The following is a 14,391-nucleotide window of genomic DNA, read 5'->3' as shown; positions in this document are numbered from 1 at the left end:
CCGCAAACCTATACCGGCTGGTGCGTCGGGAATAGGGGCATCAGCGGGGTATTCCGCAATGAAATGGGCCGAATTTCGACGATACGATGGGGACTTGCCAAGGCTTGCTAAGGCGATTTGGCGGCAGTCGCAGCAGCCTCAGCCGCTGTCACGCTGGCCCGTGCGCTCTCCTGAACCATGAACTGGGCCCTGGCGAGGTCGGCGAAATGGCCGCCTTTGGCCACGAGTTCATCAAAAGTTCCGCTTTCGATCACACGCCCGTTCTCGAATACCAGGATGCGCGTGGCATTGCGGATGGTGGAGAGACGGTGGGCGATCACGAAGGTGGTGCGGCCCTTCATCACTTCGTCGAGAGCGGTATTTACCTTCGCCTCGGTGACGGCGTCGAGTGCGCTGGTCGCCTCGTCCAGGATCAGGATCGGCGGATCCTTCAGCAGTGCACGGGCGATCGACAGCCGCTGGCGCTCGCCGCCGGACAGCATGCGGCCGCGCTCGCCGGCATTGGTCTCGAAGCCGCCGCTGCGCTCGATGAATTCGAGCGCCTGCGCACGCTCCGCCGCCTTGCGCATCTCGGCCTCGGTGGCATCAGGCTTGCCGACGCGCAAATTCTCCGCGATCGAGCGGTTGAACAGCAGCGCCTCCTGAAAGACCACGCCGATGTTCCGCCGCAGCGATGTCAGCGTCACCCCGCGCACGTCCATGCCGTCGATCCTGATGAAGCCGGACTGCGGATCGAAGGCGCGATGCAACAGCGCAATCGCGGTGGATTTTCCGGCGCCGGTCGCGCCGACCAGCGCGATGGTCTGGCCGGGAAGCGCGGTGAAGGAGAGATCCTCGACCGCCGGCCGCTTGCCGTCATAGGAGAAGGTGACGTCGTTGAATTCGACGAGGCCGGAGAGCCGACCCGCATCGATCGCGTCGTGCCGGTCGTGCACCGCAGGCACCGCATCGAGCACGTTGAAGAACTCGCGCAGGCGCGGGGCTTCCATGAACACGTTGTTGATGAAGCTCACGACCTGCTCCAGCTTCTGGATCAGAAGCGTCGCGAAGCTCACGAACATCACGATCTCGCCGACCGAGGTCAGCCCCTGGTCGTGCAGCGCGATGCCGAAAGCGAAGATCGCGAGCACCGTGATCGTGGTGGAGGCGCGCGTGATGACGGTGACGAGCGCCCACCACGACAGCACCGGCATCTGGGCTGCAAGCAATTGGTCGGCAACGGAGCGCAAACCCTGTACCTCGGATTCGACGCGGACGAAGCTCTGCACCAGCGCGACATTGCCGAGCGCATCCGAAGCGCGTGCGGAGAGCTCGCTGTATTGCTCTTCGACGTCCATCTGCATGCCGAATGTCTTGCGCACCACGAAGGTGGTCAGCGCGGTGAAGACGATGCAGAGCACGAACAGCAGGATTGCAAGCCGCCAGTTGAGGTAGAGCGACAGCGGCAGCAGCACCACGACTGAGAGGATCGCAGCAAAATGCTCGCGGAAGAAGCCCAGCCACAGCCGCCACAGCGCATCGGTGCCGTTGAGCATGACCTTCATCAGCCGGCCCGAATGGGTGCCGGAGTGGAAGGTCAGCGGCAGTTGCAGGATGTGCTCGAAATAATCCGTCAGGACCGCTTGCCGCTGCCGGTGGGAGAGCCGGTCGGCCTGCAACGCCACGAGCGCGCTGCAGGCGATGGTGAACAGTCCGAACGCAACCCATGCAACCAGGAACGGCCAGGCCGAGTTGGAGCCTGCGACCGTCTTGCCGGAGAGCACGTCGACGATCCGGCCGAACAGCACCGGCTCGGCGAATTGCGAACCCGCAAGCAGGAGATTGACGATCGCGAGCAGCCAGCCCAGCCGTGCCTCCTTGCCGAGCAGCTCGAGAACACGGGTGTAGAGGCGGAGAATGGGCATGGGCGAGGAGCTCGGGCGGCTGGAGTGAGCCCATACTCTAATCAGGGATCGGCTGCGAGATATAGCGGAAGCTGTCGGTTTTGCTCAGTTGATCAACCGCCCTGCGAGCGGCGGCAGGAAGCCGCCGTCGAAGATATCGTCCGCCGCCGGCCGTTTGCGGAATTTGAAATCCTGCCCGATCTGGTCGATCGCGCGATCCATGCGCGCCGGGTCGATGTCGCCGAGGCCGTTGCGACGGACCTCGTCGGTCAGGATGTTGTCGACGAGGACGGTGCGCAGGCGCTCCAGCTCAAGATCGCGGTCGCCGTCCTCAATGCGGCTCGCGGCCTCGTCCGCCGCGCGCGCCGGGTCCTTGACGGTCGCGTTGATGCCGGCAATCAATGCGCGGACGAATCCCTTCACGCTGTCCGGCCTGGACGCGGCGAAAGCCGGGTTGACCACGACGGCAAAGCCATAGGCCTCGCAACCATAATCGGCATAGCGAAGCGCGACGAGATCGCCGCCTGGCACGCCGCGGTCGCGCAGGTTCACTGCCGAGAGATAGCTGAAGCCGGCGACGGCATCGACCTGTCCCGCGGAGAGGATCGGCTCGCGCACCGCGGCGCTGATCTTGTGGAATTTCACGTGAGCCGTGTCGATGCCGTTCTGCTGCGCCAGCGCCGGCCACAGCCGCATCGACAGATCGCTATCCGCGACGCCGACGGTCTTGCCGTCCAGGTCGGGCATGAGGTGGATGCCACGGCTCCTGCGGGCGACGATCGCGTAGGGCGCGCGGTTGAACAGCACGAACACCGACTTGACCGGTGCCGGATCCTTGTCGCGGAAGCGGATCAGCTCGTTGATGTCGACGAGCGCGAACTCGCTATCGCCCTTGGCGACGCGCGCAAGCGCCTCCGGCGATCCGGCCGCGCTGCTGAAGGAGACGTTGAGACGTTCGGCGCTAAAGCTGCCGTCCTTTGCGGCAAGAAAAAACGGCGCCATGCTCGCATCGATCGGGCGGTCGAAGGTGAAGTGGATTGCAATGGAGGGCGCGACGGTCTCGGCCGCGGTAGCATCGCGCGCAGTCAGCGCCGCAAGCAAGATTGCAAGGGCCGGCAGGCAACGAAGGGCAGTGGTCCTGAATCCGAACATCAGTGGCGCCGGTCCCGCATTGTGGTTCGTGACGCTCGCAGCGCCGGCGGGCGTAGCAGTCTGTTTGCGCCAATATGAACGGCGGATGAGCGGCGGTTGCGTCACGATCACGCAACCCCGTTCAGCTTGTGTTGGGGTTGGGGAACCCAACATGGGATGCAGGTGTTTGAGAGACACGAGCCTGTCATCAGGCACCATTCGAGGTCCCAAGGAGGGTCCAGGACATGTTTGACAGATTTTCAGGATTTGCCGGCCGTAAGGCCCTTCTCGCTACCGCCGCGGTGCTGGCGCTGACCGCAATGACCCCGACCGCTTCATACGCGGGCGGCCGCCATTGGCATGGTGGCGGCGGCGCGGCCTTTGCCGGCGCGGCCATTGCCGGTGCTATCGGCACCGGCCTCGCAATCGCCGCGACCCGCAATGCCTACGCCTATGACGACGGCCCTTATTATGGCGGTCCCGCCTATTACAGCGGCCCTGCCTATTACGGTGATGGCCCGTATTACGGACCCGGCCCGAACTACCAGTATCAGCGCTACGGCGGCACCGCTCCGTCGGAGCTTTGCGGCCAAGGCTACCACACCAACTGCTACTAGGTTTGGCCGCAAAAGGTTGACCACAAACGGGCCGTCGTGCTTGCCGCGGCGGCCCATTTTGGGCTTTTACTATCGCGCGTTAACGCGCTCGCCATGGGTTTAGAGTAGTTTCGAGTACCATGAGTGATTCGCTTGAGCGGCTATATCTGGCTGTGCTCGCGGCCAGGGACCTTGATCCGGCAACATCGCGCACCGCGCGGCTGTTTCAGCGCGGCCCGTCAAAAATGGCGAAGAAACTGGCTGAAGAGGCCATCGAGGTCGTCATCGACGCGGTCAACGGCGATAGCGAAGCCGTGATCCGGGAAAGCGCCGATCTACTCTACAATCTGATCGTGCTATGGGCCTCGGCCGGCGTGCGCCCCGAGGACGTCTGGCGCGAGATGACGCGGCGTGAAGACATGCTCGGCATCGCCGAGAAGCTGCCGAAGTCGGCGATGAAGCTGCCCAAAGTTGCGTCACCGCGGGTCGCCGCCAGGCGGCCTATCGTCGCGCTCGAAGGCCGCAGCGCGCGCAAGCGCCACTAGTATTGGCACAAATCGGTCCCATCTCGGCATGGACAAATCCGTCCCATGGTGCTTCATCGCGGCGCCATGCTGAAACGTATCTACGACTGGTGCATCGACGCCGCTCACAAGCCTTACGCGCTCTGGATCATGGGCGCCGTGGCTTTCGCTGAAAGCTCCTTCTTTCCCGTCCCGCCGGACGTGATGCTGATCCCGATGTCACTGGCGCGCCCGCAACGCGCCTGGGTCTATGCGGCGATCTGCACTGCGACGTCGGTGCTGGGTGGTCTGTTGGGCTACGCCATCGGTGCGCTGCTCTTCGACTCGGTCGGCCATTGGCTGATCGAGGTCTATGGCCTCGGCGGCAAGGTTGACGCCTTCCGCGCCTCCTATGCCGAATGGGGCGCCGTGATCATCCTGCTCAAGGGCCTGACACCGATCCCCTACAAGCTCGTGACCATCACGTCCGGCTTTGCCGGCTACAATATCGGGCTCTTCATCCTGTGCTCGATCGTGGCGCGTGGCGGGCGCTTCTTTATCGTGGCGATCCTGCTCAACCGCTACGGCGACTGGATCCGGGTCAAGATCGAGAAGCATCTCGGATTGGTGGTGGCAATCGGCGCTGCGGTGCTCGTGCTCGGCTTTGTCGTCGCAATCAAGTTGATCTAACTCCAAGGCGCTTTGCCGCCGCGCCTCGTTCGGCTACGGTTGCCGTCATGATGCTTCGATCCGGCAATCCGGTCCTGCGGCTGGGCACGCTGACATTTGCGGTGCTTTCGCTCCTGCTCGTTGCCGGCGGCACCGGATGGCCGCAATCCGCGCCGCCGGCGCTCGGCTTGCAGGAGCAAGGACCGCAGGCCGCACCGGCGCCCTCGACAGCTCCTTCGTCGCCGCCGGCGCATGAGGAAAATCCCGGGCTGATCAACGAAATGGGCAAGCTGTTCGACAAGCTGCCGTCGATCCTGCCGCCGATCAAAAGTCCGAGCGAGACCATGAACGATTTGTCGCGCCTGGCGAAGCCGTCGACCATGGTGTCGGGACGCGTCGCCTGTCCGGCCTCGTCGAACGGCGCGCCCGACTGCAAGCTCGCCGCCGACAAACTCTGCCAGAGCAAGGGCTACACGGAAGGCAAGAGCCTGAATGCCGATTCCGCGGAAAAGTGCTCGGCCAAGGTTCTGATCCCGGGCAGGCAACGCAAACCGGATGACTGCCGCACCGACACCTTCGTCACCAGCGCGCTGTGCCAGAACTAAGGACGTCGCGCGAGCAAGCAAGGAGCGCCCATGAGTCGCACGGAGCAGGACTTCCTCGGACAGCGTGAGATCGCCGACGACATCTATTACGGCGTCCAGACCATCCGCGGGAAGGAGAACTTCCACATCACCGGCATTCCGATGAACCAGGAGCCTTACTTCGTAAAGGCGCTTGGTTACGTCAAGAAGGCCGCCGCCATGGCCAACCGCGATCTCGGCGCGGTGGACACCAAAGTCGCGGAAGCCATCATCGTGGGCTGCGATCGCGTCATCGCCGGCGATATGATGGACCAGTTCGTCACCGACTTCATCCAGGGCGGGGCCGGCACCTCCACCAACATGAACGCCAACGAGGTGATCGCCAATCTCGCGCTGGAATCGCTCGGCTTTGCGAAGGGTGACTACCAGCACGTCAGCCCCAACGATCACGTCAATTACGGCCAGTCGACCAACGACACCTATCCGACCGCCTTTCGGCTGGCGCTGATCCTGCGGCTCGAGAGCTACATGACGGCGCTGCGTCAGCTCCAGGAGGCGTTCTTCGCCAAGGGCAGGGAGTTCGAGCGCGTGCTGAAGATGGGCCGCACCCATTTGCAGGACGCGGTGCCGATGTCACTCGGCGCCGAATTCCGCGGTTGGGGGACCACCATGGGCGAGGAGGTCGATCGAATCTCCGAGGCCCGTGCGCTGCTGCGCGAGATCAATCTCGGCGCCACCGCGATCGGCACCTCCGTCACCGCGGCGCACGGTTATCCCAAGCTCGCGGTCCGGCATCTGAGCGCGCTCACCGGCGTCGACTTCATCCTCGCCGGCGATCTCGTCGAGGCGACGTCGGATACCGGCGCCTATGTGCAGCTCTCCGGCGTTCTCAAGCGCACCGCGAGCAAGCTAACGAAGATCTGCAACGACATCCGCCTGCTCGCCTCGGGCCCGCGTGCCGGCTTCAACGAGATCAACCTGCCGCAGCTTCAGCCGGGCTCCTCGATCATGCCCGGCAAGGTCAATCCTGTGATCCCCGAGGTCGTCAACCAGACCAGCTTCCTCGTGATCGGGCTCGACACCACCGTGACGCTCGCGGCGTCCGCCGGTCAGCTCCAGCTCAATGTGATGGAGCCGGTGATCTCGTTCGCGCTGTTCTTCTCGATCCGCACCATGGAGCGCGCGGTCAACAGCCTGCGCGAGAATTGCGTCGTCGGCATCACTGCCAACGAGGAGCACACCCGCAACATGGTGCTGAATTCGCTCGGTATCGTCACGGTGCTAAAGCCGCTGCTCGGGTACAAGCAATGCGCCGAGATCGCGCGCGAGGGCTACAAGAGCGGCAAGTCGCTGCACCAGATCGTCGTGGTCGAGCGCAAGCTGCTGACCCAGGAGAAATGGGACGAGATGTTTTCGTTCGAGCGGCTGATCAATCCAGATTTGCTTGCCTGATGTCGTCGGTCCGCCCTGAATTCCGCGCGTTGGAATTGCGGTAACGGCGTCCTCCACGGCGCCAAAACGCAATACTTGACAGTGGAAAGATTGCCTTGTTGGTATGGCTCCCAACCTTCAATGCGTCTGCCAACAAAGGATCGTTCCGCAATGTCCATGCCTGCCTTGTTTAAGGGACGCCTGTCGATCCCCGTGATTGGCTCGCCGCTCTTCATTATCTCGGTGCCGGATCTCGTGATCGCGCAGTGCAAGGCGGGGGTGGTCGGCTCGTTTCCGTCGCTGAACGCGCGGCCGCCGGAGCTGCTCGACGAATGGCTGGCGCGGATCACCGAAGAGCTCGCCGCCTATGACCGCGCGCATCCGGACAAGCCGTCGGCGCCGTTCGCGGTCAACCAGATCGTGCACAAGTCGAATAACCGGCTCGATCACGACATGCAGCTTTGCGCCAAGTACAAAGTGCCGATGATCATCTCCTCGCTCGGCGCACGCGAGGAGCTGAACCAGGCCGTGCACGGCTGGGGCGGCATCGTCTTCCACGACGTGATCAACCAGAAATTCGCGCACAAGGCGATCGAGAAGGGTGCCGACGGCCTGATCCTGGTCGCAGCCGGCGCCGGCGGCCATGCCGGCACCATCTCGCCGCTGGCGTTCGTGGCCGAAACGCGAAAATGGTTCGACGGTCCGATCGCGCTGTCGGGCGCCATCGGCAACGGCAAGGCGATCCGCGCCGCGCGAATCCTCGGCGCCGACTTCGCCTATATCGGCTCGGCTTTCATCGCGACCAAGGAAGCCAATGCGGTCGAGAAGTACAAGGAGATGATCGCCGGCGCGACGGCCGACGACATCGTCTATTCCAACCTGTTCACCGGCGTGCACGGCAACTATCTGAAGCCGTCGATTCTCGCCGCCGGCATGGATCCGGAGAACCTGCCGACGTCCGATCCCTCGAAGATGAACTTCGGCACCGACGCCTCCGGCGAGCGCGCCAAGCCGAAGGCCTGGAAGGAGATCTGGGGCTCCGGCCAGGGCATCGGCAGCGTCGACGGCATTCTTCCCGCCGCCGAGCTGATCGCGCGCTTCAAGAAGGAGTACGACGAAGCGATCGATCCGCCGTTGTAATGGCCCTCCCAATGACGGCCATCTACCGCGTCGACGGCAACAGCGTCATCACCAGCCCGGATGCCGCCGGCCCGTGGGACCAGCGCATGCAGCACGGCTCGGCGCCGGCGTCGCTGGTGACGTGGGCCGCCGAACGCATCCCGACGCCAGTTGCAATGGACATCGCGCGCGTCACCATCGACCTGATGCGCCCGGTTCCGGTGGCGCCGCTCACGATCGCGACCGAGGTCTTGCGCGAGGGCCGCAAGATCCAGCTCTGCGGGGTCAAGCTGCTCGCCGACGGCGTACAGGTGGTCGGCGCCACCGTGCTCAAGATCAAGCGCCAGGCGCTGACGCTGCCCGATGACATCAAGGCACTGCCGGTTACGCTGCCGTCGCCGGAGGATTCGCTGCTCGAGGACGGTCATGCCGCCACCAGCCCGTTCGTGCGATCGGTGTCGATGCGCGCCGCGCGCGGCCGCTTCGGGCAAGCCGGCGCCGGCGCGATCTGGTTTCGCGTCGACCATCCCCTGATCGCAGGCGAACCGCTCTCGCAGGCGATGCGCGCCGTGGTCGCGGCCGATTTTTCCAACGGCACCGCCTCGTCGCTCGATTTCCGCGCCTGGACCTACATCAACGCTGACCTCACCGTGAGCTTTGCGCGCCAGCCGGTCGGCGAATGGATCCTGCTCGACGGTGATTCCTGGATCGGCCCCGATGGTGCCGGGCTTGCGATGTCGCGGCTGGCGGACCGGACGGGGTATTTTGGCCGCGCGGTGCAGAGCCTGGTGATCGAGAAGCGGTGAGGGCTGCGTGAGACTGCGCCGCGGCCGGGGCAGGAGCTACCCCACCATCCGGTCCCGCCCGCTCCAGAATTCCGCGCGCAGCACCTTCTTGTCGACCTTGCCGACGCCGGTCATCGGCAATTGCCTGACGAACTGGATCTGCTTGGGCGCGTGAGCCGAGCCCTTCCGCGTTCTCACCATGTTGATCAGCTCGTCGGCGTCAGGCGTAGCGCCCTCGCGCGGCACGACGATGGCAGTGACGGCTTCGCCCCATTTCTCGTCAGGGATGCCGACGACCGCGACCATGGCCACGTCGGCGTGCTGTGACAGCACGTCCTCGATTTCCCGCGGAAAGATGTTGAAGCCGCCGGAGACGATCATGTCCTTCTTGCGGTCGAGGATGAACATGTAGCCGCGTTCGTCCCTGCGCGCGATGTCGCCGGTATGGACCCATCCGTTCCGAAGCGTCTCGGCGGTGATGTCGGGCCGCTTCCAGTACTCCGCCATCGCGTGCGGGGCGCGCACGCAGATCTCACCGGCTTCGCCCGTCTTCACTTCTTGATCGTTGTCGTCGAGGATCCGGACCTCGCAGGCCGCGATCGGGAAGCCGCAGGACAGGAACAGTTCGGGCGTCCTGGGATCGTGATCCGCCTTGCGCAGCACCGAGATTGGATAGCATTCGGTCTGGCCGTAAAGCTGCGAGAACACCGGCCCGATCCGCTCGATGCCCTCGATCAAGCGGCTCGGCGACATCGCCGAGGCGCCGTAGAGCACCAGCTCGAGCGAGGAGAGATCGGTCCTGCTCAATGCGGGATGATCGAGCAGCACGTAGATCATGGTCGGCACGAACAGCGTGAAGTTGATGCGCTCGCGTGCGATCGTCGCCAGCACCGCCTCGGGATCAAAACCCTTCAGCATGTGCACGGTGCCGCCACGCATCAGGGTCGGCAGCACCTTCGTGCCGGCGACATGGCTGATCGGTCCCACCGCGAGGTAGCGCGCGCCATCGGGGATCTCGAAGTCGGCGAGGATCGCGGCCGCGGCCCCGGCATTTTCGCGGTGGTAGCGCAACGCGCCCTTGGATTTGCCGGTCGTGCCACCGGTATAATTCAGCGTGGAGAGATCGTCGGGGCCGGCGAGGCAATGCGCGCTGGCATGGCCTTCGATCTCGATCGCCTGCAACAGGTCGACGCCATAGGCGGCCGGTCCCATGGTGAAGACCGCCTTGAGCCACGCCGCCTGCGCGGCGAGTTCGCCGCCGCGATCTCGGAAGGCGGCCGCATCGACCACCAGCACCTCGGCCTCGGAATCCTCGAGCTGAAACAGCTGGTCTGCCCGCGATCCCAAAGGATGCAGCCAGGTGACGCAGAGCCGCGACAATTGCGCGGCGACGCCGGTGCACCATGTGTCGGCGCGGTTCGCGGTGAGGAAGGCGACCCGCGCGCCGGGCTGCAATCCAAGCCGCATGAACACGCCCTGGATGCGCCCGATCAGGTCGATGGTGCCCTGATAGCTCAGCGATCCGCCGGGCCACGCGAACGCGGTGCGGCCCGGATAGCGCGACAGCGCCCGCAGCGCCTGCGCGCAAGTCGGGGACGATGCGTAGAGCGGATCGGACATATGTTTCCTCGCTGCTTTGTCATCGGCTTCTGGCGTGCCAATGTTTATCGCGACGCTAGCACAGGGAATGCGGGATGGAACGACTAAGCCCGCGCGAGGGAGGCATGCGTGACGTCAGATCGGCTGCAACATTTCCACGGTCGTCTCGCCCTGCCGCTGATTGCCGCGCCGATGTTTCTCGTGTCGGGCGTCGAGCTCATGGTAGCTGCCTGCCGCAACGGCGTGATCGGCAGCTTCCCCAGCGCGAATTGCCGTAGCACCGAACAACTCGATGAATGGCTCACCGACATCGAAACGCGGCTGCTGCGGCACGAAGATCAAACCGGCCGCAAGGCCGCGCCGCTTTGCCCAAACCTGATCGTGCACCGCTCCAATGCACGGCTGCAGCAGGATCTCGCCGTGTTGCTGCACCACAGGCCGGAGATCGTCATCACTTCGGTCGGCTCCCCCACGCCGGTGCTGAAGCCGCTGCACGACGCCGGCGCATTGGTGCTTGCGGATGTTGCCTCGATCCGCCACGCCGAACGCGCGGCGGAAGCAGGTGCCGACGGGCTCGTGCTGCTCACTGCGGGCGCGGGCGGCCAGACCGGCTGGCTCAACCCGTTCGCCTTCGTCCGCGCGGTGCGCGCGTTCTACGATGGCATCATCGTGCTCGCGGGGGGCATCAGCGACGGCTACGCATTGCGCGCGGCCGAAGTCCTCGGCTGCGATCTCGGCTACATGGGTACAAAGTTCATCGCGACCCACGAGAGCATGGCGGATGATCGTTACAAGCGGCTTCTGGTCGAGAGCAGCGCCGACGATATCCTGCTGACCACCGCATTCACGGGACTTCAAACCAGCATGCTGAAGCCGTCGATCGTCGCCGCGGGTCTCGATCCCGACGATCTGCCGGCGCGCGGCGCGATCGACATCGGCAAGGACATCGACGTTACCGCACGAGAGAACCGGCCAAAGCGCTGGCGCGATATCTGGAGCGGTGGGCACTCGACATCCGGCGTGACCGATGTGCTCGCGGTTGACGACCTCGTCGCATCAACGCTCGCGGAATACCGTGAGGCGGTGGAGCGGTAGACCCGGGCCCCTTTTCCGGAAGACCCGGGAGAGGGAAGGAGATACCGTCGCATCGGTCACAGTTAATCCCGCATGGCTCCGCAGCCCCACACTTAACGGCAGATTAACCATCGATCGCCCAGAATCCCCCTCAGGCGCCAATCAGGACCGAGAGGGACAGGCGATGGACTTCGACTTTCTCAACACCAAGACGGCGGCTTCGCTGGACGAAATTCGCATTCGCGTAGCCCATGCGCTGGCCCGCCATCCGCTGTGCCGCAACGTGCGCTTCGACATCGTCAGCGTCCCCCGCACCCGCCGGGGCGGCAATTGGACGGTGGCGCTGCAGTCGGTCGAGCCGCGTGGAGTTTGGGAGGCCTCGGAGATCGTGGCCGACATCCAGGACGCTTACGATCTGGCGCTAGCTGCCTGATTTTGTTGATCTTTCTAGGTGATGTCGCCGCAGTCCGCGCGATTGCCGCCGCGATGGCACGGTTAAGCCTTAATTTTCGCCCAGTTTCCGGGCAGTGATCACGTGGACTTGAAGCCGGTTGCGGAGAGACGTTTGTCGAAAGCCATCACCATCGTCGTGCTGACCTGCTTCCTCGTCCTCGGCGCCGCCACCACCGCCATTCTCGGCCGCGACAGCGTGCCCAGCGTCAGCGCCGAAATGATCACGCAGGCGCCGCCACCCAAGCCGCTTGCAACCAATCGGGCGGCCAAGGCTGACCGTCTGGTTCCGACGCTGGCGCTGGCCTCGGCCGCCATCGACCCGGTCCAGGTTCCGGCCGACAAGCTCTCGCAAATGCCCGTGCTGACCGAGCCGCTGCGCCAGGCGTTTGCCGCCGCCACGCCATCCGATTTCCCGATGCCCAAGGCGAGCGTGAACGAGGCTCCGGCCGCTGCAGAGATTCCTGCCGTCGAAGTCCCGGCCAAGCCGAAGGTCGTTGCCAAGCCGCAGCCGCAGAAATCCTATTCGCTCCTGTCCGACGTGCAGATCGCGGGCATCAGGGACCGTCTGAAGTTGTCGTCGTCGCAGGAATATTACTGGCCCTCGGTCGAAACCGCGCTGCGCAACGTCGTCCGCAAGATCTCGGCAAACAAGCTGTCCAATCCGAACGTGCAGGGCGTGCCGATCGATCCCAATTGCGACGAGGTCCAGCAGTTGAAGTCGGCCGCGATGCCGCTCCTGTTCCAGCTGCGTGACGACCAGAAAGAGGAAGTGCGCAAACTCGCCCGCATCATCGGGCTCGAGAAGGTCGCGCAGCAGATCTGACGCGCAAGTTCCTTCCGGAACTGCGCCTGTATCGGGAACATCAGGCAATCGAGAAGCGTTGCCCGCTCCAAAGAGGGAGTGGACCAATGCGCGCCTCGACAGCCTATTTCGTCGGTGCAGGAACCATCGTCGCAGCCATCGCCATTGGTCTCGGCGGCGGCATTGTCGCCGGCAATATCATGAATCCGGTCTCGCCCAAGCAGGGGCCTGATACCAGCAAGATCGCGCAGCGCGCTGACGCCAAGCCCGCCACGACGGACGCGCCATCCGAGCGCCTGCAATATCTCACCGGCTCGCAAGCATTCGGCGCCATGGTCGCCGCGCCAGCGCAGGCCGAAGCCAAATCCGACGCCAGATCCGACGCGAAGGCCGAGTCCAAGCCTGAGGCAAAGTCCGAAGCGGTGAAGCCCGACACGCAGACCACTCAAGCCAACGCTGAACAGCCAGCGCAACAGCCTTCGCAAGCGGCCGCGGTGGAGCCCCCGAAACCGCCACCGGCGTCGCCTCCGCAAGTCGCAAAGCCTGCCGAGCGACAGGCATCGACAGAGCCGTCATCCGACAACGCCTATGCCAAAGCCAGGGATTCTGACGTCAAGCGCGCCACGTCTGAACGGCGCCGGACGGAGCGCCGTGAGCGCTGGGCCGAGCGCCGTCATTACGATTTCCGCGAGCCGCGTGGTATGCGCGACCGCACCGATTGGGACGACGTCGCGCGCAACATCCGCGAAGATGCCGATGCACGCGACGTCCCGAGCCGGCCGCACGGCGGTTTTCCGCAGATCAGGCTATTCGGAGACGACGATTAGCGTCCATCCTCTATGACCGGCGCATCGACGTCTATAGCCTGACGGCATTGGCGCCGGCGAGGTTTGTGCTGTGGATGGCGAGCACTTACCCGCCGTGTGACTCCACGACCTTGCGGCAGCCGTCGGAAAGCTTCGACTTGTTCTCGCGCAGGCAGGCATTCATCTGCGGCGGCTTGCCGATGTGTTCGGCGCAGAATTTGCTCGCGTCGCTTCGGCAGGTCATCTGCTCCTGCGGCGTCGGACCCGATTGTGCAGCGGCGGTCTGGGCGGTAGCGGCGAGCAGCAGCACGGCAAGAACCGAAATCTTCATAAAACACCTCCTTGGGAATGTCGTTGGTCCCGCCTGGGATCAAGTGGGCCGGACCATCTCGCGAGCCCCGGGCGCAGGTCCATGCCATGTTCATGGCATCGGCCAGCCCGTCCCGCCGCCGTACCCCCATTTTCATGGCATATATCAGCGCGCCGTCTTTTGTCATTCAGGCTGCACGTCGGCTGCGAGACCCGGTGATTGCATCGGGCCGCCGAACGGGAAGCAGGAGAGCAAGATGTCGAAAAGAGCGGGAGCGCTGAGCGCCGGGCTGACGATTTTGGCGCTGGCAGGTGCGGCGATGGTTTCGTTGGGCACGAGCCCGGCGCAGGCGGTGGTCTATTGCAAGACGGTCGGCATACCCAAGGGCTGCGTGGTGCGGCCGACAGCGGCAGTGGTTGTTGCGCCGGCCGCCGCGGTCGCGGTCGCGACACCCGGGGTCGGTGCGCCCGGTGTCGGCGTGCGCGCGGGCACGCCGATGAATCGCGGTGGTCCGGTCAATCGCGTCGGCGTGCGCTGAGAAAGACAAAGAGTTCGGGCGAAGGAGCATTGCGGACGACCCCCCGTCCTCCGCAGGCAAATCATCCGGCCCGTCCCTCTCTCCGCGCGTCCCACACGTTCGGAGAGG

General features: G+C 64.6%; 16 protein-coding genes. 12 read left to right on the top strand and 4 right to left on the bottom strand.

Going from position 1 to position 14,391, the window contains the following annotated elements; genetic code table 11:
• Positions 1-107: 107 nt before the first annotated feature.
• Both AC0L3K_RS21840 and AC0L3K_RS21835 read right to left on the bottom strand, forming a co-directional pair.
• Positions 108-1,904, bottom strand: coding sequence for a glucan ABC transporter ATP-binding protein/ permease (locus tag AC0L3K_RS21840; protein ID WP_354126866.1), 1,797 nt, complete (start codon positions 1,902-1,904; stop codon positions 108-110).
• 84 nt (positions 1,905-1,988) lie between these two features.
• A complete protein-coding gene (locus tag AC0L3K_RS21835) occupies positions 1,989-3,035 on the bottom strand; it encodes an ABC transporter substrate-binding protein (protein WP_219680602.1) in 1,047 nt (348 codons plus the stop codon).
• Between the two features lie 224 nt (positions 3,036-3,259).
• Here AC0L3K_RS21835 and AC0L3K_RS21830 point away from each other — a divergent pair, with 224 nt between their 5' ends.
• From AC0L3K_RS21830 to AC0L3K_RS21800, 7 genes are all read left to right on the top strand, one after another.
• The gene (locus tag AC0L3K_RS21830) at positions 3,260-3,631 is read left to right on the top strand and encodes a hypothetical protein (RefSeq protein WP_007597488.1); all 372 of its coding nucleotides are present in this window, start codon (positions 3,260-3,262) and stop codon (positions 3,629-3,631) included.
• A 119-nt stretch (positions 3,632-3,750) separates the two neighbouring features.
• The gene (gene hisE / locus AC0L3K_RS21825; RefSeq protein WP_219680599.1) at positions 3,751-4,155 is read left to right on the top strand and encodes a phosphoribosyl-ATP diphosphatase; all 405 of its coding nucleotides are present in this window, start codon (positions 3,751-3,753) and stop codon (positions 4,153-4,155) included.
• A 45-nt stretch (positions 4,156-4,200) separates the two neighbouring features.
• Positions 4,201-4,803, top strand: coding sequence for a YqaA family protein (locus AC0L3K_RS21820; RefSeq protein ID WP_219680596.1), 603 nt, complete (start codon positions 4,201-4,203; stop codon positions 4,801-4,803).
• Between the two features lie 47 nt (positions 4,804-4,850).
• Positions 4,851-5,387, top strand: a complete 537-nt coding sequence (locus tag AC0L3K_RS21815; RefSeq protein WP_007597483.1) for a hypothetical protein — start codon at positions 4,851-4,853, stop codon at positions 5,385-5,387.
• A gap of 30 nt (positions 5,388-5,417) precedes the next feature.
• Positions 5,418-6,818: an aspartate ammonia-lyase gene (locus AC0L3K_RS21810; RefSeq protein ID WP_007597482.1), complete on the top strand. Its 1,401-nt coding sequence runs from the start codon at positions 5,418-5,420 to the stop codon at positions 6,816-6,818.
• Between the two features lie 150 nt (positions 6,819-6,968).
• Positions 6,969-7,937 (top strand): NAD(P)H-dependent flavin oxidoreductase, encoded by a 969-nt coding sequence (locus AC0L3K_RS21805; RefSeq protein WP_354199963.1) that lies wholly within the window; start codon positions 6,969-6,971, stop codon positions 7,935-7,937.
• A gap of 11 nt (positions 7,938-7,948) precedes the next feature.
• Positions 7,949-8,722: a thioesterase family protein gene (locus tag AC0L3K_RS21800; RefSeq protein ID WP_354199962.1), complete on the top strand. Its 774-nt coding sequence runs from the start codon at positions 7,949-7,951 to the stop codon at positions 8,720-8,722.
• A 36-nt stretch (positions 8,723-8,758) separates the two neighbouring features.
• Here the strand turns inward: AC0L3K_RS21800 and AC0L3K_RS21795 are convergent, their stop codons facing one another.
• Positions 8,759-10,321, bottom strand: coding sequence for an AMP-binding protein (locus AC0L3K_RS21795; RefSeq protein WP_354199961.1), 1,563 nt, complete (start codon positions 10,319-10,321; stop codon positions 8,759-8,761).
• A 108-nt stretch (positions 10,322-10,429) separates the two neighbouring features.
• Between AC0L3K_RS21795 and AC0L3K_RS21790 the strand changes: the two genes are divergently transcribed.
• From AC0L3K_RS21790 to AC0L3K_RS21775, 4 genes are all read left to right on the top strand, one after another.
• Positions 10,430-11,395 (top strand): NAD(P)H-dependent flavin oxidoreductase, encoded by a 966-nt coding sequence (locus AC0L3K_RS21790; RefSeq protein WP_007597476.1) that lies wholly within the window; start codon positions 10,430-10,432, stop codon positions 11,393-11,395.
• Positions 11,396-11,558: 163 nt separating this feature from the next.
• Positions 11,559-11,807, top strand: coding sequence for a hypothetical protein (locus tag AC0L3K_RS21785; RefSeq protein ID WP_007597474.1), 249 nt, complete (start codon positions 11,559-11,561; stop codon positions 11,805-11,807).
• Between the two features lie 132 nt (positions 11,808-11,939).
• Positions 11,940-12,650, top strand: coding sequence for a hypothetical protein (locus AC0L3K_RS21780; protein ID WP_354199960.1), 711 nt, complete (start codon positions 11,940-11,942; stop codon positions 12,648-12,650).
• Between the two features lie 86 nt (positions 12,651-12,736).
• The gene (locus tag AC0L3K_RS21775) at positions 12,737-13,456 is read left to right on the top strand and encodes a hypothetical protein (RefSeq protein ID WP_354169229.1); all 720 of its coding nucleotides are present in this window, start codon (positions 12,737-12,739) and stop codon (positions 13,454-13,456) included.
• A gap of 85 nt (positions 13,457-13,541) precedes the next feature.
• On the opposite strand, the gene AC0L3K_RS21770 is transcribed toward AC0L3K_RS21775, so the two are convergent.
• Entirely contained in the window at positions 13,542-13,766 is a 225-nt protein-coding gene (locus tag AC0L3K_RS21770; protein WP_007597470.1) for a cysteine rich repeat-containing protein, read from the bottom strand.
• A gap of 235 nt (positions 13,767-14,001) precedes the next feature.
• Here AC0L3K_RS21770 and AC0L3K_RS21765 point away from each other — a divergent pair, with 235 nt between their 5' ends.
• On the top strand, positions 14,002-14,283 hold the full coding sequence (locus AC0L3K_RS21765) for a hypothetical protein (RefSeq protein ID WP_007597469.1): 282 nt from the start codon (positions 14,002-14,004) through the stop codon (positions 14,281-14,283).
• Positions 14,284-14,391: the final 108 nt, after the last annotated feature.

This window comes from Bradyrhizobium sp. MI1.10, assembly GCF_055811035.1.
The sequence above is the reverse complement of the archived record's forward strand: the minus strand, read 5'-3'. Positions and strand labels throughout refer to the sequence as shown.